The organism is Nocardia halotolerans (genome assembly GCF_042650145.1).
Classification (GTDB): domain Bacteria; phylum Actinomycetota; class Actinomycetes; order Mycobacteriales; family Mycobacteriaceae; genus Nocardia; species Nocardia halotolerans.
In genome coordinates this window covers 1191774-1211678 of the sequence record NZ_JBHSDL010000014.1, presented here as the reverse complement: position 1 = coordinate 1211678, position 19905 = coordinate 1191774, and the positions used below count along the sequence as shown (strand labels likewise).

The 19905-nt window shown below is 69.0% G+C and carries 20 protein-coding genes and 1 tRNA gene; 17 read left to right on the top strand and 4 right to left on the bottom strand.

The window, feature by feature from the left end:
* Positions 1 to 230 precede the first annotated feature (230 nt).
* From ACFO5K_RS16210 to ACFO5K_RS16170, 9 genes are all read left to right on the top strand, one after another.
* The gene (locus ACFO5K_RS16210) at positions 231 to 917 is read left to right on the top strand and encodes a response regulator transcription factor (protein WP_378562694.1); all 687 of its coding nucleotides are present in this window, start codon (positions 231 to 233) and stop codon (positions 915 to 917) included.
* A gap of 9 nt (positions 918 to 926) precedes the next feature.
* Positions 927 to 2384, top strand: coding sequence for a HAMP domain-containing sensor histidine kinase (locus ACFO5K_RS16205; protein WP_378562691.1), 1458 nt, complete (start codon positions 927 to 929; stop codon positions 2382 to 2384).
* 91 nt (positions 2385 to 2475) lie between these two features.
* Entirely contained in the window at positions 2476 to 3813 is a 1338-nt protein-coding gene (locus tag ACFO5K_RS16200; protein ID WP_378562689.1) for a S1C family serine protease, read from the top strand.
* A complete protein-coding gene (locus ACFO5K_RS16195; protein WP_378563898.1) occupies positions 3813 to 4355 on the top strand; it encodes a MogA/MoaB family molybdenum cofactor biosynthesis protein in 543 nt (180 codons plus the stop codon). Before ACFO5K_RS16200 ends, ACFO5K_RS16195 begins: the two co-directional genes overlap by 1 nt.
* A 5-nt stretch (positions 4356 to 4360) precedes the next feature.
* Positions 4361 to 4552: a hypothetical protein gene (locus ACFO5K_RS16190; protein WP_378562686.1), complete on the top strand. Its 192-nt coding sequence runs from the start codon at positions 4361 to 4363 to the stop codon at positions 4550 to 4552.
* A 490-nt stretch (positions 4553 to 5042) separates the two neighbouring features.
* Positions 5043 to 5723: an MspA family porin gene (locus tag ACFO5K_RS16185; protein WP_378562684.1), complete on the top strand. Its 681-nt coding sequence runs from the start codon at positions 5043 to 5045 to the stop codon at positions 5721 to 5723.
* A 63-nt stretch (positions 5724 to 5786) separates the two neighbouring features.
* On the top strand, positions 5787 to 6443 hold the full coding sequence (locus ACFO5K_RS16180) for an MspA family porin (RefSeq protein WP_378562682.1): 657 nt from the start codon (positions 5787 to 5789) through the stop codon (positions 6441 to 6443).
* A 264-nt stretch (positions 6444 to 6707) separates the two neighbouring features.
* The gene (locus tag ACFO5K_RS16175) at positions 6708 to 7376 is read left to right on the top strand and encodes an MspA family porin (RefSeq protein ID WP_378562679.1); all 669 of its coding nucleotides are present in this window, start codon (positions 6708 to 6710) and stop codon (positions 7374 to 7376) included.
* Between the two features lie 63 nt (positions 7377 to 7439).
* Positions 7440 to 8117 carry an MspA family porin gene (locus tag ACFO5K_RS16170; protein WP_378563895.1) on the top strand — a complete coding sequence of 226 codons (678 nt, stop codon included), beginning with the start codon at positions 7440 to 7442 and terminating at the stop codon, positions 8115 to 8117.
* Positions 8118 to 8214: 97 nt separating this feature from the next.
* On the opposite strand, the gene ACFO5K_RS16165 is transcribed toward ACFO5K_RS16170, so the two are convergent.
* The 3 genes from ACFO5K_RS16165 to ACFO5K_RS16155 form a co-directional block, all read right to left on the bottom strand.
* Positions 8215 to 8886 carry an SAF domain-containing protein gene (locus ACFO5K_RS16165; RefSeq protein ID WP_378562677.1) on the bottom strand — a complete coding sequence of 224 codons (672 nt, stop codon included), beginning with the start codon at positions 8884 to 8886 and terminating at the stop codon, positions 8215 to 8217.
* Between the two features lie 87 nt (positions 8887 to 8973).
* Positions 8974 to 9291, bottom strand: a complete 318-nt coding sequence (locus ACFO5K_RS16160; protein WP_378562674.1) for an FmdB family zinc ribbon protein — start codon at positions 9289 to 9291, stop codon at positions 8974 to 8976.
* 71 nt (positions 9292 to 9362) lie between these two features.
* Positions 9363 to 9962, bottom strand: coding sequence for a 5-formyltetrahydrofolate cyclo-ligase (locus ACFO5K_RS16155; RefSeq protein WP_378563892.1), 600 nt, complete (start codon positions 9960 to 9962; stop codon positions 9363 to 9365).
* 88 nt (positions 9963 to 10050) lie between these two features.
* On the opposite strand from ACFO5K_RS16155, the gene ACFO5K_RS16150 reads away from it, so the two are divergent.
* The 5 genes from ACFO5K_RS16150 (at position 10051) to ACFO5K_RS16130 (ending at position 14287) form a co-directional block, all read left to right on the top strand.
* Positions 10051 to 10977, top strand: a complete 927-nt coding sequence (locus ACFO5K_RS16150) for a UTP--glucose-1-phosphate uridylyltransferase (RefSeq protein WP_378562672.1) — start codon at positions 10051 to 10053, stop codon at positions 10975 to 10977.
* 67 nt (positions 10978 to 11044) lie between these two features.
* Positions 11045 to 12304, top strand: a complete 1260-nt coding sequence (gene glp, locus ACFO5K_RS16145) for a molybdotransferase-like divisome protein Glp (protein ID WP_378562669.1) — start codon at positions 11045 to 11047, stop codon at positions 12302 to 12304.
* A gap of 12 nt (positions 12305 to 12316) precedes the next feature.
* Positions 12317 to 12967, top strand: coding sequence for a GNAT family N-acetyltransferase (locus ACFO5K_RS16140; RefSeq protein WP_378562666.1), 651 nt, complete (start codon positions 12317 to 12319; stop codon positions 12965 to 12967).
* A gap of 136 nt (positions 12968 to 13103) precedes the next feature.
* Positions 13104 to 14117 carry a divisome protein SepX/GlpR gene (gene sepX / locus ACFO5K_RS16135; protein WP_378562663.1) on the top strand — a complete coding sequence of 338 codons (1014 nt, stop codon included), beginning with the start codon at positions 13104 to 13106 and terminating at the stop codon, positions 14115 to 14117.
* A gap of 97 nt (positions 14118 to 14214) precedes the next feature.
* Positions 14215 to 14287 (top strand) — tRNA-Ala (locus tag ACFO5K_RS16130).
* 90 nt (positions 14288 to 14377) lie between these two features.
* Here the strand turns inward: ACFO5K_RS16130 and ACFO5K_RS16125 are convergent.
* Complete coding sequence (locus ACFO5K_RS16125; RefSeq protein ID WP_378562660.1) at positions 14378 to 17503, bottom strand: BTAD domain-containing putative transcriptional regulator; 3126 nt, start codon at positions 17501 to 17503, stop codon at positions 14378 to 14380.
* A 155-nt stretch (positions 17504 to 17658) separates the two neighbouring features.
* On the opposite strand from ACFO5K_RS16125, the gene ACFO5K_RS16120 reads away from it, so the two are divergent.
* The 3 genes from ACFO5K_RS16120 (at position 17659) to ACFO5K_RS16110 (ending at position 19835) form a co-directional block, all read left to right on the top strand.
* Positions 17659 to 18294, top strand: a complete 636-nt coding sequence (locus ACFO5K_RS16120; RefSeq protein WP_378562657.1) for a hypothetical protein — start codon at positions 17659 to 17661, stop codon at positions 18292 to 18294.
* A gap of 123 nt (positions 18295 to 18417) precedes the next feature.
* A complete protein-coding gene (locus ACFO5K_RS16115) occupies positions 18418 to 19638 on the top strand; it encodes a cytochrome P450 (protein ID WP_378562654.1) in 1221 nt (406 codons plus the stop codon).
* Positions 19639 to 19640: 2 nt separating this feature from the next.
* Positions 19641 to 19835, top strand: a complete 195-nt coding sequence (locus tag ACFO5K_RS16110; protein WP_378562651.1) for a ferredoxin — start codon at positions 19641 to 19643, stop codon at positions 19833 to 19835.
* Positions 19836 to 19905: the final 70 nt, after the last annotated feature.

Here is a 19905-nt window from a genome sequence, read left to right as displayed (position 1 = left end):
GAACCAACTGGAGGTCTTCTTTTACCGCAGGAAAGATACCCCGACGGGTGGTCATCGGCAATCCGGGCCGGGCTGCCAAAAATTTACCGAATAGCCGTTCTCACAAAGAGGAATCGCGAGGTCTTGTCAAGACGTCCAACATGTCACGGCCCGGGTCGCGGACCATCTCCGTCGCGCCACGCCCGCGCTCCTCTCAGTACGTTCTCAGTCGGTAGCGGCAAACTGGGCGCATGCGCATTCTGGTAGTCGACGACGATCGCGCGGTGCGGGAATCACTGCGCCGGTCACTGAGCTTCAACGGCTACACCGTCGACCTGGCGGTAGACGGCATGGACGCCATGGAAAAAGTGACCGCTGCCAGGCCCGATGCCCTCGTTCTCGATGTCATGATGCCGCGCCTGGACGGCCTGGAAGTGTGCCGCAGGCTGCGCAGTACCGGCGACGATCTGCCGATTCTCGTATTGACCGCACGCGATTCGGTCTCCGAACGGGTAGCCGGCCTCGACGCGGGCGCCGACGATTATCTGCCGAAGCCTTTCGCGCTGGAGGAATTGCTGGCGCGTTTACGCGCGTTGCTGCGCCGCACAACCCCCGATCCGGGCGAGGCGTCCGAGGCGATGATGTTCGCCGATCTGTCGCTGGATCCGGTGACACGCGAGGTTTCGCGCGGCGAACGCGCGATCAGCCTCACCCGCACCGAGTTCTCGTTGCTGGAGATGCTGATGGCCAATCCGCGCCGGGTACTCACCCGTGGCCGCATCCTCGAAGAGGTCTGGGGCTACGACTTTCCCACCTCGGGCAACGCGCTCGAGGTCTACATCGGGTATTTGCGCCGCAAGACCGAAGCCGACGGCGAACTGCGCCTGATCCACACCGTGCGTGGTGTCGGGTACGTCCTGCGCGAGACCCCTCCGTAGGCGGTGGACATGGCACACAAGGAGCCCGCGGTCGCCGGACTCGGCCGAGCGCCCGACGCGAGCGAGATGCGCCCGCCCATGCCGCTGACCCGCACGGTGTCGCTGCGCTGGCGGGTGACGTTGCTGGCGGCCTCGGTGGTGCTGATCGCGGTGGCGGTCACCTCCATCGCGGCCTACGCGATGGTGGCGCGCGCGCTCTACGCCGACGTCGACGCCCAGCTAGAGGCGCGCGCGGCGACGATGATCAACAACAACTTCGAGTCCATCGGGTTCCAGTCGATCGTGCTGGCCGGGCTGTACTCCAACGAGGTCGGGGTGGCCCTGATCTATGCCGACCACAAGCCGTACATGCCGCCGCAGAAGACGATCCCGCCGGTCGGCGCCCAGGAACTGGCCGTGGCCGACGGCAAGCTCAACTCCTCGCTGCGCACCGTCGGTGATCAGCGGGTGCTGGCCGCGCGCACACACAGCGGGGCCACGCTGATCATCTCGCAGAAGCTCTACCGCACCCGCGAGGTGCTCGACCAGCTGGCGTGGCTGCTGTTCGTGGTCGGCGCCTGCGGTGTGGTGCTGGCCGCCGCGGCGGGCACCGCGGTGGGCCGCACCGGCCTGCGCCCGATCGCGCGCCTCACCGCCGCCACCGAACGCGTGGCGCGCACCGACGACCTGACTCCCATCCCGGTCACCGGCGACGACGAATTGGCAAGGCTCACCGAGAGTTTCAACACCATGCTGCGCGCGCTCACCGAGTCACGTGACCGCCAGCGCCGGCTCGTCGCCGACGCGGGCCACGAACTGCGCACCCCGCTCACCTCGCTGCGTACCAACATGGAACTGCTGATCGCCTCGAGCCGGCCGGGCGCACCGCAGCTGCCCGACGAGGACATGGCCGAACTGCGCGCCGATGTGGTGGCCCAGATCCAGGAGCTGTCCACCCTGGTGGGCGACCTGGTCGACCTGGCCCGCGAGGACGCCCCCGAAACCGTGTACGAGCGAGTCGATCTCGGGGAGGTGGCCGAACGGGCGCTGGAACGGGCCCGCCGCAGGCGTGCGGACGTCACCTTCGTCGCCGACCTGTGCCCCTGGTTCGTCTACGGCCACGAGGCGGGGCTGGAGCGCGCGGTGCTCAATGTGCTCGACAACGCGGCCAAGTGGAGCCCCGGCGACGCCGTCGTGCGGATCACCATGCGCCCGGCCGGACCGGGCCTGCTGGAACTGGCGGTCGCCGACGCCGGACCGGGCATTCCGCCCGGCGAACGGGAGCTGGTCTTCGAACGCTTCTACCGGACCACCGCCTCGCGCTCGATGCCCGGCTCGGGTCTGGGCCTGGCGATCGTGAAACAGGTGGTCACCAAGCACGGTGGCACCATCGCGATCGACACCTCCGACCGCGGCGGCGCCCTGGTCCGGATCGTGCTGCCGGGCGAGGCCGCCGCCGACCCGGTCGACGGCCGGACAGCGCGATGAACGCGAGTCTCGGCGAACTTATGGGCCGGTCTCAGCCCATTCTCAGTAGCCACCGCGATGCTGGTCGAAGAGCGTGAGGAGACACCAGACCATGAACGAGGATCCCCAGCAGTCGCCCGGCACGCCCGCCCACGGCGCGACGCCCGCCCACGGCGCCACGCCGGGTCACCCTGCTACGCCCGGCCAGGATGCCCCACCTGCCCACGGTGGCGCGGCACCCGTTGCCGGTGCACACCCCGGATACCCGCACGGCCCGGTGGCGGGCTACGGCCCACCGCCCTACAACGCGCACACCGAGTCGTTCGGGCCCGCGCCCAGCCCACAGCGCAAACCCCTGCGCCTCGGGCTGCTCGCCGGGGCCACGGCGCTGGCACTGGTGAGCGGTGGTGTCGGTGGCGCCGTCGGCGTGCTGGCCACCGACACCGAGCGCGCGCCGGTGACCAATGCGCTCGAGGCGCCCCGGCCGGAGGTGAACAGCGTCGCCAACGCGCCCGCCGGCTCGACACAGGCGGTAGCGCAGCGGGTGCTGCCCAGCGTGGTGATGATCAAGGTCGCGGGCAACAGGGCCTCGGGTGAGGGGTCCGGAGTGGTGCTGTCCTCGGACGGGCTGATCCTCACCAACAACCACGTCGCCGCGGGCGCGGGTGCCTCGGCGAAGATGGAAGTGGTGTTCAGCGACGGCAGCAGCGCACCCGCCTCGATGATCGGCGCCGACCCCGTGTCGGACCTGGCCGTCATCAAGGTCGAGGGCAAGACCGGGCTCACCCCGATCGAACTGGGCACCTCCGACGGGCTGGCAGTGGGTCAGCCGGTGATCGCCATCGGTTCGCCGCTGGGGCTGGCGGGCACCGTCACCACCGGCATCGTCTCCGCCCTCAACCGCCCGGTCTCCACCAGCGGGGAGGGCGTACCCAGCCAGGTGAACCCGGTGATCGACGCGATCCAGACCGACGCCGCGATCAACCCGGGCAACTCCGGCGGCGCCCTCGTCGACGCCAAGGGCAAGCTGATCGGCATCAACACCGCCATCGCCAGCCTCGGCGGGGAGGCCGCGGGCGCGCAGAGCGGTTCGATCGGGCTCGGTTTCGCGATCCCGGTGGATCAGGCCCGCCGGGTCGCCGACGAACTGATCAAAACCGGTCACGCCACCTATGCCCAGATCGGCATCATGCTGCGACCGCTCGACAACGCCGCCCGGGTACTCGAGGTGACCCCGGGCGGACCCGCCGACCAGGCGGGCATCCCGGCGGGAGCGATCGTGACCCGCCTCGGTGACCGCCCGATCGACTCCGGCGACGCCTTGATCGCCGCCGTCCGTTCCCATCAGCCAGGAGACACAGTGAAAATCACCTACACCGACGAACAGGGCGGAAACGCCGAGACCGTGGAGGTCACGTTGACCGCCGCCGCGGCGGAGAGTGGCCGATGATGCGTTCCAACGCGGCACTGTCGTGCGTAGGCGCTACGGTGATGACCATGGACATCGATGCTCCCGTGGCAGGGCGTGCACTGGTTGTTGTCGTCGACGATCGGACGGCGCATGGCGGCGTGGATTCGCTGGGCCCACTCGTCACCGAACTGCTCAACGAGGCGGGCTTCCTCGTCGACGCCTCGGTGACGGTGCAGGCCGAGGAGGTCGAGATTCGCAATGCGCTCAACACCGCGGTGATCGGCGGCGTCGACCTGGTGATCTCGGTCGGCGGTACCGGGATGTCACCGCGTGACATCACCCCCGAGGCCACCGAAGAGGTACTCGACCGGGAACTGCCCGGCATCACCGAGGCGCTGCGCGCGTCCGGCCGGGTGGCGGGCTCGCTCGACGCGGGTCTGTCGCGTGGGGTCGCGGGCATTTCGGGCAGCACCCTGGTGGTGAACCTGCCCGGCAGTCGCTCGGCGATCCGCGACGGCATGGCGACACTCGGGCCGCTGGCCAGCCGGGTGATCGGGGAGCTGTCCGGATTGGACGAGTGAGGACGATGAGTTCGTCGGAGGGCACCGCGCCGCGAGATCCGGAGACAGCCCGTCGCAAGGCCGCCGAGGCCGCGCGCCTGGCCCGGATCTTCGGTGATGTGCTGCCCGAGACCACCGGCGACGAACGCGGCGAAGACACACGCCGTACCGAGGGCGACGATTGGTTGCGCTCCCAGGTTCCACCACACCACGGGTGACCATGCAGTAATCGAAAAGCGGCTTTTGCCCGATTTCGATCCCGTGACAATTCTTCAGGACCACGCGAAAGCGTGGTCCTTTTGTCGTATAAGACCTGTTTGCTCGCAGTTGCCGCGAGACGTCCATCCCTGTTGACAGATTCGTGGCCCACGGCATTTATGCACGTCAAGGCATGTGGCGATGTATGAACTTGTGGGGGGACTCACAGTGAAATAAACGAACTCTTCGATTGCTGGAACTCCTTGCCGTCGTTTAATGTTCGCCAACGAGCCACTAAGTATTGGCCCACTCAGAACCCGCTTCTGTGCGCTGAACCACCCGGAAGAACCTGGCTCGGGTTCGTCGCACCGGCTCGTCCGTATCACCGAAATAACAGTTGGTTACGTGCAGGCAACAAACAGGCGACACACTGAGCTGGGACTGTGAGGTCCACCACCCGTTCGGTCTCGAAGGTCGGGGCCGGCTGCTAGAAACCTGATGAGGGGAAGTATGAGCGAGAACCGCACCACCGGTGTGCGCCGCGGCGCCCGCGCCGCGGGCGTCGGCGCGGCCGCGGCCGCCATGGCCATCGGCCTGCTGTCGACCGGTGCCGCAAACGCCGATACCTTCGTGCCGTTGCCGGACGGCCAGAAGATCGGACCGTCGGGTGTGACCATCACCCGTACCGCCGAGTCCGCCCTGATCTCGCCGTCGATGGCCGCGAACGGCGCGGGCCGCGTCGTCTGGGTCACGGGCAGCGCCATCGCCGAGGTCGCCGAAACCCCCGAGGGTGAGGCAGGCCCCTGGAACGGTCCGAGCGGCCGCTCGGGCTCCAACAATTCCTCCACCCACGGCACCTCCCAGCTCAACACCGGCTACATCGTCGGTTGCCAGGTGAGCATCGCCGACGACGCGATCGGCGCCGGTGTCAAGGCCGGCGTGAACACCACCGGCGGCAGCGTCGGCGGTTCGATCGGGGTCAACCTGGGTCCGGGCGAGGTCAAGTTCGTGCAGATCAGCTCGAAGGACATCCTGAAGGCCGGCACCTACGCCATCGACTACCAGGACGCGGAGATCGAGATCCAGGGCTGCGCCGGTTACGCGCAGGCCCGGGCCTACACCGTGGTCGAGATCATCGGCGACCACTACTCGAAGACCACCCTGTACGGCATGCCGTTCAGCATCGGCTGAGCCTTCGAACGGTCCGAATTCTCTTCTCGCTGCGGCGAACTCACTCCCCGAGGGATGAAACCTATGATCAACCGTAAGTTCCTGGCGAAGGTGGCGGGCGCGGGTGCCGCGGCCACCGTGGCCGTCGGCCTCTTCTCCACAGGTGCGGCCCACGCCGACACCTTCGTGCCGCTGCCGGGCGGCCACATCACCAAGACGTTGTCCGACGGCACCGTCGTCAACATCCGCCTGGTCGGCGAATCGGCCAACATCAGCCCGTCGATGGGCGCGACACCGGTGCACCGCAACGCGTGGGTCTCCGGCAGCGCGCAGGTCGATGTGTCCAACGGCGGCGCGGGCAAGATCTACCCCGGCTACACCGTGGGTTGCCAGGTCAACATCGCCGGTGGCGGTGTGAGCGGCGACGCCGAAGGCTCGGTCGAGGGCGAATCGGGCGATGTCTCGGTCGGTACCGGCGGTGAACTCTCGCTCGGCCCCGGTCAGGCGAAGTCGTTCTATGTGCTCGACATCGAGAAGCCCGACGACTACGGCAACGAGTCGCACAGCAGCTCGAACAAGTTCAAGAACGGCAGTGGCTCGGTGACCTGGTCCGACACCACCATCGGGCTGAGCGGCTGCGCCGGCTACGCCCAGGCGCGCGCGTTCGTGAGCGTCGAGGTGGAGACCGACAACGTCATCAGCTGGGTGACCCTGTGGGGTCAGCCGTTCAGCCTCGGCTGAGCTGTTCCGTCAGTTTCCAACGGGCCGGTCGCTTTTGCGGCCGGCCCGTTTTGCCGTTGCGGCAGGTAGGGCACGCGCTGGACTTTGCCGACCGGCCTCACTAGGGTGACCACGAGCTTCTCGATCCACCTCCCGGCAGGACTTTTCGGAGTCCTTGTTGCCAGCGGTGCCTGTCCATCCGACACACCCCAGCTGGGTCCGGGCGCAACACAGATATCGACCTCGATGGTCGAGGTCGATTTTGCGTATACCTCGAGGGGAACAATGAGCGAGAACCGCACCTACGGTGTGCGTCGCGGTGTCTTCAGCGCGGGCGCCGCAGTGGCCGTGGCGATCGGCCTGCTGTCGGCCGGTGCCGCCGATGCCGATACCTTCGTACCGCTGCCCGACGGCGAAAAGCACGGCCCCGGTGTCACTGTCAGCCGCACCGGTGAGCATGCCGTCGTGTCACCGTCGCTGGCCGCCAACGGCGCGGGTCGCGTCGTCTGGGTCACCGGCAACGCGCGCGCCGATGTGCAGGTGACGCCGGAGGGCGAGGTCGGGCCGTGGAACGGCCCGTCGAACCGCCCCGGCTCCAACAACTCTTCCACGCACGGTGCGTCGCAACTGAACACCGGCTACATCGTCGGTTGCCAGGTGAGCATCGCCGACGACGCGATCGGCGCGGGCGTATCCGGCGGGGTGAGCACCGGCGGGGTCAGCGCGGGCGGTTCGATCGGTCTCAACCTGGGCCCCGGCGAGGTCGCCTTCGTCCAGATCAACTCGAAGGACATCCTGAAGCCGGGCGTCTACTCGGTGGAGTACCAGGACACCGAGATTCAGATCCAGGGCTGCGCGGGCTATGCCCAGGCGCGGGCCTACACGGTGGTCGAGATCATCGGCGACCACTACTCCAAGACCACGCTCTACGGGCATCCGTTCAGCATCGGCTGAACGCCCGGCCGAACCGAAACCTTCGCTACTTCACACGAATTCACCCTCGAGGGGTCAACTGTGCTGATCTATCGCAAGCGCACGGCGCGCGCGGCCGGGCTCACCGCCGCGGCGACCGTGGCGCTCGGTCTGTTCTCCACCGGTGCGGCCGCTGCCGACACTTTCGTGCCGCTGCCCGGCGGCCACCTCAGCAAGACGCTGTCCGACGGCACTGTCGTCGACATCAGGATGGTCGGCGAATCCGCCAATATCAACCCGTCGATGGGCGCCACTCCCGTGCACCGCAACGCGTGGGTGTCGGGCAGTGCGCAGGTGACGGTTTCCGGTGGTGGCGGCGGCAAGATCTACCCCGGATACACCGTGGGCTGCCAGGTGAACATCGCCGGTGGCGGGGTGAGCGGTGGTGCCGAGGGCTCCCAGGCGCCCGCCGGTGCCGGCGGGCAGATGCCCGCCCCGGAAGGCGGGGTCACCAGCGGCGGTGAACTGTCGCTCGGCCCCGGACAAGCGAAGTCGTTCTACGTCCTCGACCTGGAGATGCCCGACGACTACGGCAACGAGTCGCATGCCGCCCGCAATGTCTTCAAGGGCGGTTCCGGCTCGGTGACCTGGGCCGACGAAACCATCGGTCTGTCGGGCTGCGGTGGTTACGCGCAGGCTCGCTCCTTCGTCAGCGTGCAGGTGGAGACCGAGAACGTCATCAGCTGGGTCACCCTGTGGGGCCAGCCGTTCAGCCTCGGCTGAGCCGTTCTCGAAACGTATTGGACTGCGGGCGAATCGGGACTCACTCATCGGAGTGGGCCCCGATTCGCCTGTTCGCGAACAGTTCTCATGGGGCAACTCAATGGAAGACCACGGTGAGTGCGGTCCGCAGCGACGCGCCGGCGACCGCGGTGGCGTATTCGGTGTCCAGTGCGACCAGGACCACCCGCTCCGCGCCCGAGCGCCGGTCACCGGTCGCGGTGACCAGGACGACCGCGGCATCGGTGGCCAGGGTGCGGGCGGGTCTACTCGCCCCCGGCCCACCCGAGTCCTCGACGCCGACCACATCCACGCGGTCGCCCGCGCGTAAAACGTCGGCCACCGCGGGGTCGGCCAGGCGGATCGGCACGATCCGGGCATCGGCGCTACCCGCCGCGGCGGCGGCCAGCCGCGGTCCGACGACGCGCAAGTCGGTGAAGGTCTCGCCCGCGCGCATCGCACCGGTGAGTGTGGCGCCGAGCAGGGGAGCGGGATCGGCGGCGGCCCCGGCCGGCAGCGCCCGGCTCTCGTGCTGATCGACGCGCAGATCCTCGGCGGTGAGCAGGCGGCCCGGCGCCAGATCGCGGGCGGCGACGACCACCGGCCGCCGCGTGCCGCCGGGATCGCCGCGCACGAACAACACCACCGCTACCGCGGCGAGCACCGCAGCGGCGATCCGGCGAACCAGTAGGGCATCGGCCCAGGCCGGACGATTACCGAGGGCGAACCGCCAGGAGCTGCCACGTCCCAGATCGGCAAGGCTGCGAGTCATGCTCGAAGCCTAGGAACGCGGTGCCGTCGCCGGAATGTCGAAAACCCCGGCTGTGGACAACTCGGGGGTGTGGAGAACTTCGGAGAATCAGCCGGCCGCGGCCGGGGTGGTCGTGGACGTGCTCGGCGTGGCAGTTCCGCCACCGCCGTTCCCACCGCCGCCGTTGCTGTCGGAACCGCTCTTGCCGTCCGAACTGCCCTTCGCGGGTTCGCTCGCGGTGGACGCGCCACCACGGCTGTCGGTGCGGTAGAAACCACTGCCCTTGAACACGATGCCCACCGAGTTGAACAGCTTGCGCAGCTTCCCCGTGCACTGCGGGCATTCCGTCAGTGTGTCGTCGGAAAAGGACTGAACGATGTCGAAGCGGTTGTCACACTCGGTGCACGCGTATGAATAGGTTGGCACAGGATCCTCCGCAGGTCTCTCGTCGATCTAGCACTCTACCGCCGACACTGCCAACGCCGCCAATCGCGTCTTCATTCCGGCGCTCGGGGTCCGTCGCCGCCCAGTTCGCCCAACCCCGCGCCGGGCGTCAGCGCCCAGCCCATCCGGTGGTCGTGCGGCTCCTCGGGCAACCGGTCCACCAGTTCATTGTCGCGCACCACGGCGATCAGGCGCGACCGCGCGTCGGCCGCCCCCAGCGTCCGGTCGTAGTAGCCGGCGCCGCGCCCGAGGCGCACACCACGCCGATCCACCGCCAGCGCCGGGATCAAGATCGTCGTGGCCTCGCCGATGATCGGCGGGGGGAGGGTCGCGGTCGTCGGTTCGAGCAATCCGTAGCGTGCTTTTCGCAGCGAATCCGGGCCTTCGTAGCGGGCCCAGCTCAACGGTCCGGGCTCGCCGGTCACCGGCAGCAACACCGTGGCGCCGCGGTCGCGCAACGCGTCGAGCATCCGCAGATCGCCGGGTTCACCGCGCACCGGAACATAGGCGCACACGAGGGCATCGCGGGTGGCCAGCGCCCCTACCGCGGCTGCCAGCGCGGCGGCTTCGCCGGCATGATCGGCCACCGCCACCTGAGCGCGTTCGGCCAGGATCTGGCGCCGCCACGCATATTTCGTGCGCTCACCGGGCATCTCCACAGCGACCACCCTAAGCTCTTGCCGACGCCGCAGCGTCGCGACTGGGCGATCGGACGGCTCGCTGAATGGATAGGGTATGCGCATGACAGACAAGACTTCCGGTTTCCGCACTGCGGTGGTACCCGCGGCCGGACTCGGGACGCGGTTTCTGCCTGCGACCAAGACGGTGCCCAAGGAGTTGCTGCCGGTGGTCGACACACCCGGCATCGAGTTGGTCGCCGCCGAAGCCGCCGATTCCGGCGCCGACCGCCTGGTGATCGTGACCTCACCGGGCAAGGACGGCGTGGTGGCCCACTTCGTCGAAGACCTGGTGCTGGAGAGCACCCTGGCCGAACGCGGCAAGTTCGCGCTGCTCGAGAAGGTCCGCAAGGCGCCCGGTCTGCTCGATGTGACCTCGGTCGTCCAAGACGAGCCGCTGGGCCTCGGGCACGCGGTGGCCCAGGCCGAAGCCGTCCTCGACGACGACGAAGCCGCCATCGCCGTGCTGCTGCCCGACGACCTGGTGTTGCCCTGCGGTGTGCTGGAGACGATGAGCCGGGTGCGCCGCGAACGTGGCGGTTCGGTGCTGTGCGCCATCGACGTACCGAAATCGCAGGTCAGCGCATACGGCGTATTCGATGTGGAGGAACTCGCCGAGGGCGCGGAAGCCGACGTGCTGCGGGTGAAGGGCATGGTGGAGAAGCCCGAACTCGCCGACGCGCCGTCGACCCTGGCCGCGGCCGGTCGCTACCTGCTCGACCGCGCGATCTTCGACGCGCTGCGCCGGATCGAGCCGGGCGCCGGTGGTGAGCTGCAACTCACCGACGCCATCGCGCTGCTGATCGCCGAGGATCACCCGGTGCACGTGGTGGTCCACCGTGGGTCGCGCCACGATTTGGGCAACCCGGGCGGCTATCTTCGAGCTGCCGTGGATTTCGCCCTCGAGCGGGACGAATACGGTCCGCAGTTGCGCGAGTGGCTGAAGTTCCGGCTCAGCCCGGAGTGGGATCCGCAGTCGCCCCTGGCCTAGACCCGATAAAGCCCGCGGGGGCGCGAACACGCGGTGGCGCAGCCGCCGCCATAGATACAGGAGCTCGATGCGCTCGGTTGAGGATCAGCTGATCAAGGTCACCGCCGCCGCGGTCGCACCCCGGCCGGTCCGGGTGGCTATTTCCGAGGCCCAGGGTTTGCTGTGCGCGGAAGACGTCATCACCGAACGTCCGCTGCCCGGCTTCGATCAGGCGGCCATCGACGGTTACGCGGTGCGCAGTGTCGATGTGAGTGCCGCGGGCACCGATGTCCGCGACGAGGAGGGCGAGCTGATCGACCTCACCCTGCCCGTCGTCGGCGAGGTGGTGGCCGGTTCCCGCCAGCCCATCCGGTTGCAGCCGCGCCAGACCGTGCGGGTGGACACCGGCGCGCCACTGCCGACCCTGGCCGACGCCGTACTGCCCCTGGACTTCACCGACGGCGGTACCGCGCGCGTCAAGGTCTTCGAACCGGTCCGCTCCGGCGACTACGTACGCCGCGTCGGTGACGACGTGCAACCCGGCGACGTGGCGGTGCGCGCGGGCACGATCATCGGCGCCGCCCAGGTGGGTCTGCTGGCCGCGGTCGGCCAGGACAAGGTGCTGGTGCACCCGCGTCCACGGTTGTCGGTGATCTCCATCGGCGGCGAGCTGATCGATATCGATCGCACACCGGGCCCCGGACAGGTCTATGACGTGAACTCCTACGCGCTGGCCGCCGCCGCGCGCGACGCCGGCGCCGATGTGAACCGGGTCGGCATCGTCAGCGCCGACCCGCGCCGCCTGCGCGATGTGGTGGAGGGCCAGCTGGTGCGCTCGGAGGTCGTGGTGATCGCGGGTGCGGTCGGCGGCTGGGCGTCGGAACAGGTGCGCGAGGCGCTGGACGGCCTCGGTGAGCTCGAGGTGGACCGGGTGGCGATGCATCCGGGTTCGGTGCAGGGGTTCGGGCGCCTCGGACGTGACGAGGTACCCACCTTCCTGCTGCCGTCGAATCCGGTGAGCGCGCTGGTGGTGTTCGAGGTGATGGTGCGGCCGCTGATCCGGATCGCGCTGGGCCGGCGTCAGCCGATGCGCCGGATCGTCAACGCGCGCACCATCACACCCATCTCGTCGATGCCGGGCCGCAAGGGCTACCTGCGTGCGCAGTTGCTGCGCGACGAGACCAGCGGCGACTACCTGGTGCAGCCGCTGGGCAACGGCAACGGCGGATCCTCGCATCTGCTGGCCACCCTGGCCGAGGCGAACAGTCTGATCGTGGTGGAGCCCGACGACACCGATTTCCGCACCGGCGACGAGGTGCGAGTGGCTTTCCTGGCGCAGCGCGGCTGAAACGTGGAGTCGATGAACGTATTCCGGGCGGGACAGCATCCGGGCTGGCCCGCACGCCTGGGACCGGTGACGGTGGCGGGCGGGCAGGTGACGCTGCGCCCCGTGCGTTTTCGGGACGCCGCGGCCTGGAGCCGGATCCGGCTACGCGATCGGGATCACCTCGAGCGGTGGGAACCGACCGGGCGCGGCAGCTGGGAGGCGCGCAACCACGCGTCGAACTGGCCGTCGCTGTGGACGAGTCTGAAGGCCGAGGCGCGGCGCGGGGCGATGATCCCGTTGGTGATCGAGGTCGACGGGCAGTTCAGCGGTCAGCTGACCATCGGCAACATCGTGCGCGGCGCGTTGCGCTCGGCCTGGATCGGCTACTGGGTGGCCAAGGATCTGAGTGGGCAGGGCGTGGCGACCGCGGCGCTCGGGCTGGGCCTGGACCATTGTTTCGGTCCGGTCGGTCTGCACCGGGTGGAGGCGACCGTGCGGCCGGAGAACCTGGCGAGCCAGGCGGTGCTGCGCAATGTCGGCTTCCGCGAGGAGGGTCTGCTGCGGCGATATCTCGATGTCGACGGGGCTTGGCGCGATCACCTACTGGTCGGTCTCACTGTGGAAGAGGTCATGGGGACTGTGGTAAACCGCCTGGTCAGGGAGGGTCGAGCGGCGCTGCCGTGAAATTTCTGTTACTCATGTGACAGGTGTGCACGGCGCGCCTGCCACGCGGGTGCGCGCGCCCGAATTAACCTACGGACGTCGGTGGTGCGTCCACGGATGGACAATATGCAGGCGGGGACGGGAGGTGATGACCGCGATGCCGAATTCGATCCTGTGGATCGGACTGGTCGTACTCTGGGTCTTCGTCCTGTTCCCGATTCTGGCGGACCGGCATCCCCGGATCCGCCGCACCACCGATGCCGCGCTCGCCACGCGCGTGCTACACCGTGGCGGGGCCGAACGGCGGATTCGCATCGGTGCGGCAGGCGGTCACGAGAGTGATCCCGACTACCGCCCCCGTGTGCTGAGCAAGCGCCCCCACCGTACTGATTCGGAGGATCGGATGACGACCGATGAGCCCGTCACCGAAGGCGATGACGAAAAACTGACCGCCACAACCGAACCCGATGCCGATGGCATCGAGATCGACGACAAGGACGAGGAGACGACCGACCTCGCCGGCGACGGCATCGATGACACTGTCGCCCAACCGGTATCGAGCGATACCGCCGACGACGCGAGCGCCGACACCGACCCGCCGCCCGCCGCTCGCATCCCGCCCGCACCGCCCGCGCGCCTCGACGACCTCCCCGGCCCCGAACCCCTGGAGGGCGACGAGGACTTCGTCCCGACGCGGCGCGGCCGTGGCGGCTACGACCCCGAGGCCGACGCGATCGCCCGCGCCGCCCGCTACCGCTTCCGGCAGCGCGCGGTCCTCGGCCTCATCATCGCGGTGATCCTGTTCGCCGCGTTCGGCATGCTGCTGAACTCCTTCTTCTGGTCGGCCTGCGGCCTGTCCGCCGTGGTCCTCGGCGGGTACCTGGCCTACCTGCGCAAGCAGGTGCACGTGGAAGAGGAGATCCGCCGCCGCCGCGCGGCCCGGCTCACTCGCGGCACCCGCCGCGAAGCCGCCACCGTCACCCCCGAGGCGGCCACCACCACCCGCCGCACCATGGACCGCGACACTGCCCGCGCCCTGCGCCGCCGCTCCGCCCTGCTCGACACCGACGACGAAGACCCGATGTTCGAACATCTGGAAGCCTTCGATCCAGCCACCGCCCGCGCCCTGCGCCACCGAGTCGAAGACCTCGGCCGCGCCGTCGGCGAGTAACTGGTGCAACCACGCAGAACAGCAGGTCACAGTACCGATTCGGTATCCGGGCACACCGCCTGATACAGTGTCACAGCGCGGTTCGCCAGAGCCGCACGGGGCTATAGCGCAGTTGGTAGCGCGTCTCGTTCGCATCGAGAAGGTCAGGGGTTCGATTCCCCTTAGCTCCACAACATTCGTGTACGGCTCATGCTCATGGAGAGCATGAGCCGTACTCGTTTCATCATGCGGAGCCCCATACCTCCCGCCCGGCCACGGGCTCATGTTCCGAGAGTGCGGGCCACCAGTTCCGAGAAGTTCGCTCGGGTGCCTTCCTGGGTTGCCTCGGCGAACTTCTGGTCACCCAGATGTTGACGGGCGGTTCGTTCGATGCGGGCGGTGTCGGGTTGGGAGAGGTCGGGCAGACCTCGGACGGTGGTGCTCGCGGCCAGGAGCCGGGTGGCCTGTTCGTAGTCCGCGGTGCGCAGGGACAGGTCGGCGACGGCGACCAGGATCTGGGCCAGCAGTTGTGCGTGCCCGGCGGTGGAGGCGGCCTGGTAGGCGCTGGTGTGGTGAGTGCGGGCCTGGTCGGGATCTCCGGTCAGGTAGCCGAGCAGGATATGGACCGTGGCGCTGACGACCGGTTGTTCGGCTTCGCTGCCGAGAAGGGTTCGGGCGGTGGCCAGTTGGTGGTGGGCCACGGCGGTGTCGCCGTTCCAGCGTGCGAGTTCGGCTCGGGCCAAGGCGATTTCGGCCAGGGCGGCCGGCCGGCCGGTCTGGTCGGCGTACCGTTGCGCTTCGGTCATGGCGGTCGCGCCGGCCTCGATGTCGCCGAGCAGCCAGTACAGCTGGGCCTGGCGGGCGCGGATACCCGCGAGATCCTCGATCGCGCCGACCTCGGTGACCACGATGATCGCCTCGTCGAAAAGCGCGCAGGCAGCGGCTAATTCGCCGCGCATGGCGGTGCGGTTCGCCAGTTCGGTCAGCGCGAAGGAGATGCCCCACCGTTCGCCGAGAGCGCGGAATTCGGTAAGTGCCAGCTCGAGCTGAGTGTCGGCCGCGGTGCCGCTGTGGCCGAGAACGGTGCGCAGCTTGCCCAGTTGCAGTCGAGCCAGCGCCCGTGACCAGGGGTCCTCGTCGGTGAGCAGCGCTTCGAAGGCGGGCAGGTACTCGTCCGGACCACGCAGCATGCGTTCCAGGGCGCTGGTGAAGCGCAGTGCCGGGTGGGTGCCCGAACTCCGCCGGGCGAACCGGTGGGCCCGGTGGATCCATTCCCGCACGTGGTGCTGGTCGTTGCGGCCCGAGGTCAGGAAATGCACGACGAGGCCGTACACCGTGGCCCTGGTCTCGTCGTCGACCTCGCCGGACAATTCGGCGGCCGCGGTGACCAGTTCGGTGCCCTCGGCTTTGTGGCCACCCAGCCACCAGTACCAACCGGCGGACGCCGCGAGCCGCATCGCCGCGGCCGCGTCGCCCCGGGACAGCGCGCCGCGCATCGCCGTCGCGAGGTTGTCGTGCTCGGCCGCCAAGACGGCGAGCCACTCCAGTTGCCCGGCGCGACGCAGGTGCGGCTCGGCGGTGGCGGCGAGCTCGGTGAAGTAGGCCAGGTGCGCGCGGCGCGCCGGCTCCGCGTCGCCCGCAGCCACCAGCCGGTCGGTGGCGTACTGCTTGATCGTCTCGAGCATGCGATAGCGCGGGACCGCATCGGAGGTGACCACCAGCAGTGACTTCTCGGTCAACGCGGTGAGCAGGTCGAGCACCTCCCACGGCCCGACCGCCGCGGTGTCGGCGCAGACCTGTTCGGCCGCAGCCAGTGCGGCACCGCCGGAGAACACGGCGAGACGGCACAGCACCAGCTTCTCGGTGTCGGTGAGCAGTTCCCAGCTCCAGTCGACGACCGCCCGCAGCGTCCGGTGCTGCGGGTTGGCGGTGCGGCTGCCGCCGGTGAGCAGCCGGAACCGGTCGTCGAGGCGGTGGGCGAGCTGATCGAGGGACATGGTGCGCAATCGGGCCGCGGCCAGTTCGATCGCCAGCGGAATCCCGTCGAGCGCCCGGCACACGCGCGCCATGGTGGCCAGGGTGCCGGGATCGGTGCCGAGGTCTTTGCGTACCGCGCCCGCCCGGTCGCGCAGCAGGGCGACGGCGGGGGAGGTTTCGATGGTGTGGGTGTCGGCGCCGGGCGCGGGCACGGATAGTGGTTCCACCTGCCACAGGGCCTCGCCGGTGATGCCCAGCGGTTCCCGGCTGGTCGCGAGAATCCGCAGCTGCCCGCATTCACCGAGCAACCGGTGCGCGAAGGTCGCCGCCGCCTCGATCACATGCTCGCAGTTGTCCAGGATCAGCAAGGTCTCGCGGTCGCCGATGGCGGCGACGAGCCGGTCCATCGGTTGCGCGTTCGGCGCGGTGCCGAGCAGCGCGTCGCGCAGGCCAAGGGCGGCGAACACAGACTGCGCCAGGTCGGCGCTCCTATCGCCGGCCAGTTCCACCAGCCAGGCACCGTCGGGCAGGTCGTCGAGCATGGTCCGGGCGGTTTCCGCCGCCAGCCGGGTCTTTCCCGAACCGCCGGGACCGGTGAGGGTGGTGAGCCGGTGCGCGGTGAGCAGGGCGCGGACGGCGGCGATGTCGGCGTGCTTGCCGACGAAGCTGGTGAGCTCGGCCCGCAGATTGGTCGTACGCTCCCGTGGCCTCGCGCCCACCTCACCGCGCAGCAGGGCTACGTGCAGGGCAGACAACTCCGGTGACGGATCGACGCCCAGCTCGTCGGCCAGCGCCGCACGCGCCCGCTGATACACCGCCAGTGCCTCGGCGCCGCGGCCGGCGGCAGTCAAGGCTCGCATGAGCGCGGCGACCAGCCGTTCCCGCACCGGACGCGCGGCCACCAATTCGGTCAGCGCGGTGACGGACTCGGGGCCGCGGCCCAACCGGATCTCGGCCTCGTAGCGGTCCTCCATGGCAGCCGCGCGCAAGGCGTCGAACCGGGCGATCACCGCGGTCGCACTGTCGCCGAGGTCCTGCGGCAGGGGCCCGCGCCAGAGCTCGAGGGCTTCGCGCAGGAGTTCGGACCGCTCGGCGTCGTCGCGGCCGCGGGCCCGGTCGAGCAGTTGTTCGAAACGTGCGGCGTCGACCGCGTGTGGTGGCACCGTGAGCCGGTAACCGCCGGGCTGCACCTCGATCGCTCCGTCGGGCAGTGCCTTGCGTAGCCGCGACACCAACGCCTGCAACGCGTTCGACGGGTCGGCGGGCGGGTTCTCGTGCCAGATCCAGTCGATGAGTTCGGTTTTCGGCACCGCGCGATTCGGTTCGAGCGCCAAGGCGATGAGCAGGGCCCGGGACCGGGAACCCGGTATCGCTATCGACCCACCCTGTTCGGTACGGATCTCGAGCGGTCCCAGTATTCCGATCTGCACCCGGCCATTGTGCCCCGCGTGTCCGTGAGGTTCCCCCTCGTGGCAGTGCCGGGTTCGTGTCAGCGGAGCCGTCAGGGCGGTGTCAGCTCGGCGTCAGCGGTGCTCGCGACAGTGGTCACATCAACAACGCAGCAGCACACACCGAGGAGAATCCCGTGTACACCTTCCAGACCCCCGCCCCGATCACCGTCACCGTCGACGTGCTCTGTGCAGACGTCACCGTCATCGCCGACGACCGCACCGACACTGTGGTCGAGGTACGGCCCGCCGACCCGGCGAAGAAGGCCGACGTCCGCGCCGCCGAGCACACCGTGGTCGACTTCGCCGCCGGCACCCTGAGTGTGACCAGCCGGCGCGACTGGCACACCCACACCCCGTTCGGTGGCAACCCGGCGATCGAACTGGTGGTCGCGGTACCGACCGGTTCGCAGTTCACCGGCATCGCCGCAGTCGGCCGGCTGTTCGGTGCGGGCGAACTGGGTCGTTGCCGGCTGTCGATTTCGTTGGGCGACATCGTTATCGAGCGCCCGCAGGAGTCGGTCACCGCGAAGACCGCCAAGGGTGACATCCGCATCGGTGAGGCGGTGCGCGGCGAGTTTCGCCTCGAGACCTCCTCCGGCGAGCTGGAGGTGGGCGTGCACCCCGGCAGCGTGGTCCGGATGGAATCCGAGACCGGAGCCGGGGCCGTGCACAACCTCATGGATCCGGTCGCCTCGACGGCTGAGCACGTGCATATCCACGCCCGAAACATCCTGGGCAACATCATCGTCCGGCACACCGTTGCCGCGTAGTCCTCTCGGGCGGTGCGAACGTGGTTCGCGCCGCCCGAGTCGCCCGGCCGTACCGCCACACGCGCCGCCGATCCAGCTCGTAGCCGAGCACTTTCAGTCCGATCCACTCCGACAGGAAACCTGATGACCGAAACCTGCCCTGTCCCACACGGCCTTCCACAGCAACGCGATGCGGGGCCCTTCGATCCACCGAGTGCGATGACCCGGCTTCGCGAAGCGCGCCCGGTGAGCCCCCTGATCTTTCCCGACGGCCATGAAGGTTGGCTGGTCACCGGCTACGAGGCGGTGCGCAGGCTGATGGCCGACACCCGGTTCAGCTCCCGGCTCGACCTCGATATCGTGCACGTGCCGTACGAGATCCCGGGCATGCCGGTCGCGACCGAGCCGTCGCCGCCGACTCCGGGACTGTTCGTCGCCATGGACCCGCCGGACCACAGCCGCTTGCGGCGCAAGCTCACCGGGGCATTCACCGTCAAGCGGATGCGGCAGCTCGAAGCGCACATCATCGAGATCACCGAGCGGCAGTTGGACGAGATGGCACGGCTCACCCCACCGGTCGATCTGGTGGCGGCGTTCGCGTTGCCAGTGCCCTCATTGGTGATCTGCGAATTGCTCGGCGTACCGTACGCGGACCGGGCGACCTTCCAGGTCAATTCGGCGAAGTTCCTGGTCCGGGAGCAGGAGCTCACCGAGAAGATGGCCGCGTTCGGTGCCATGACGAGCTACCTGGCCGACCTGGTCACCGGCAAACGCGCCGACCCCGGCGACGACATCCTCTCCGACCTGGCCCGCGACCCGGACCTCGACATCGAGGAACTGGTGGGCATCGCGTTCCTGCTGTTGCTCGCGGGCCACGAGACCACCGCGAACATGCTGGCCCTGGGCACCTTCGCGCTGCTCGAGCATCCGGAGCAGGCGGCCGCACTGCGCGCCGATCCGGAGCTGGTCCCCGATGCCGTGGACGAGCTCCTGCGCTACTTGTCGGTCGCCGATATCTTCTACCGCTACGCCACCGAAGACATCGAACTGTGCGGTGAGACGATCGGCAAGGGCTCGACCGTCGTGGTCTCGCTGCTCGCCGCCAATCGCGACCCGGCGCGCTTCCACGACCCCGACACCCTCGACGTCTACCGCAGGGCACGCGGCCACACCGCCTTCGGCCACGGTGTCCACCAGTGCTTGGGCCAGCAGCTGGCCCGCATCGAGATGCGCGCCGGGTTCACCGGCTTGCTCCGCCGCTTCCCGACCCTCGAGCTGGCCGTCGCCGCGAATGCGGTGCCGCTGCGCACCGACATGAACATCTATGGCGTGCACGAGCTTCCGGTCACTTGGAAGCATGGGTGAGGATGCGAATCACGGCGGATCGGGATCGTTGTGTCGGCGCGGGCATGTGCGCGTTGCTCGCCCCGACGGTCTTCGAACAGGACGATGACGAGGGCAGGGTGGTGTTGCTCGCGGCGGTGCCACCCGGTGAGCATGCCGCCGTGGGGGAAGCGGTGCAGTGCTGCCCGTCCGGGGCGCTCACGATCGATGAGCCCTGATCGCGACGGCGGTGCCGGGGCAACCTCGGGACACGAAAGCCCCCGGCCGCGTGAAGGTGCGGTCGGGGGC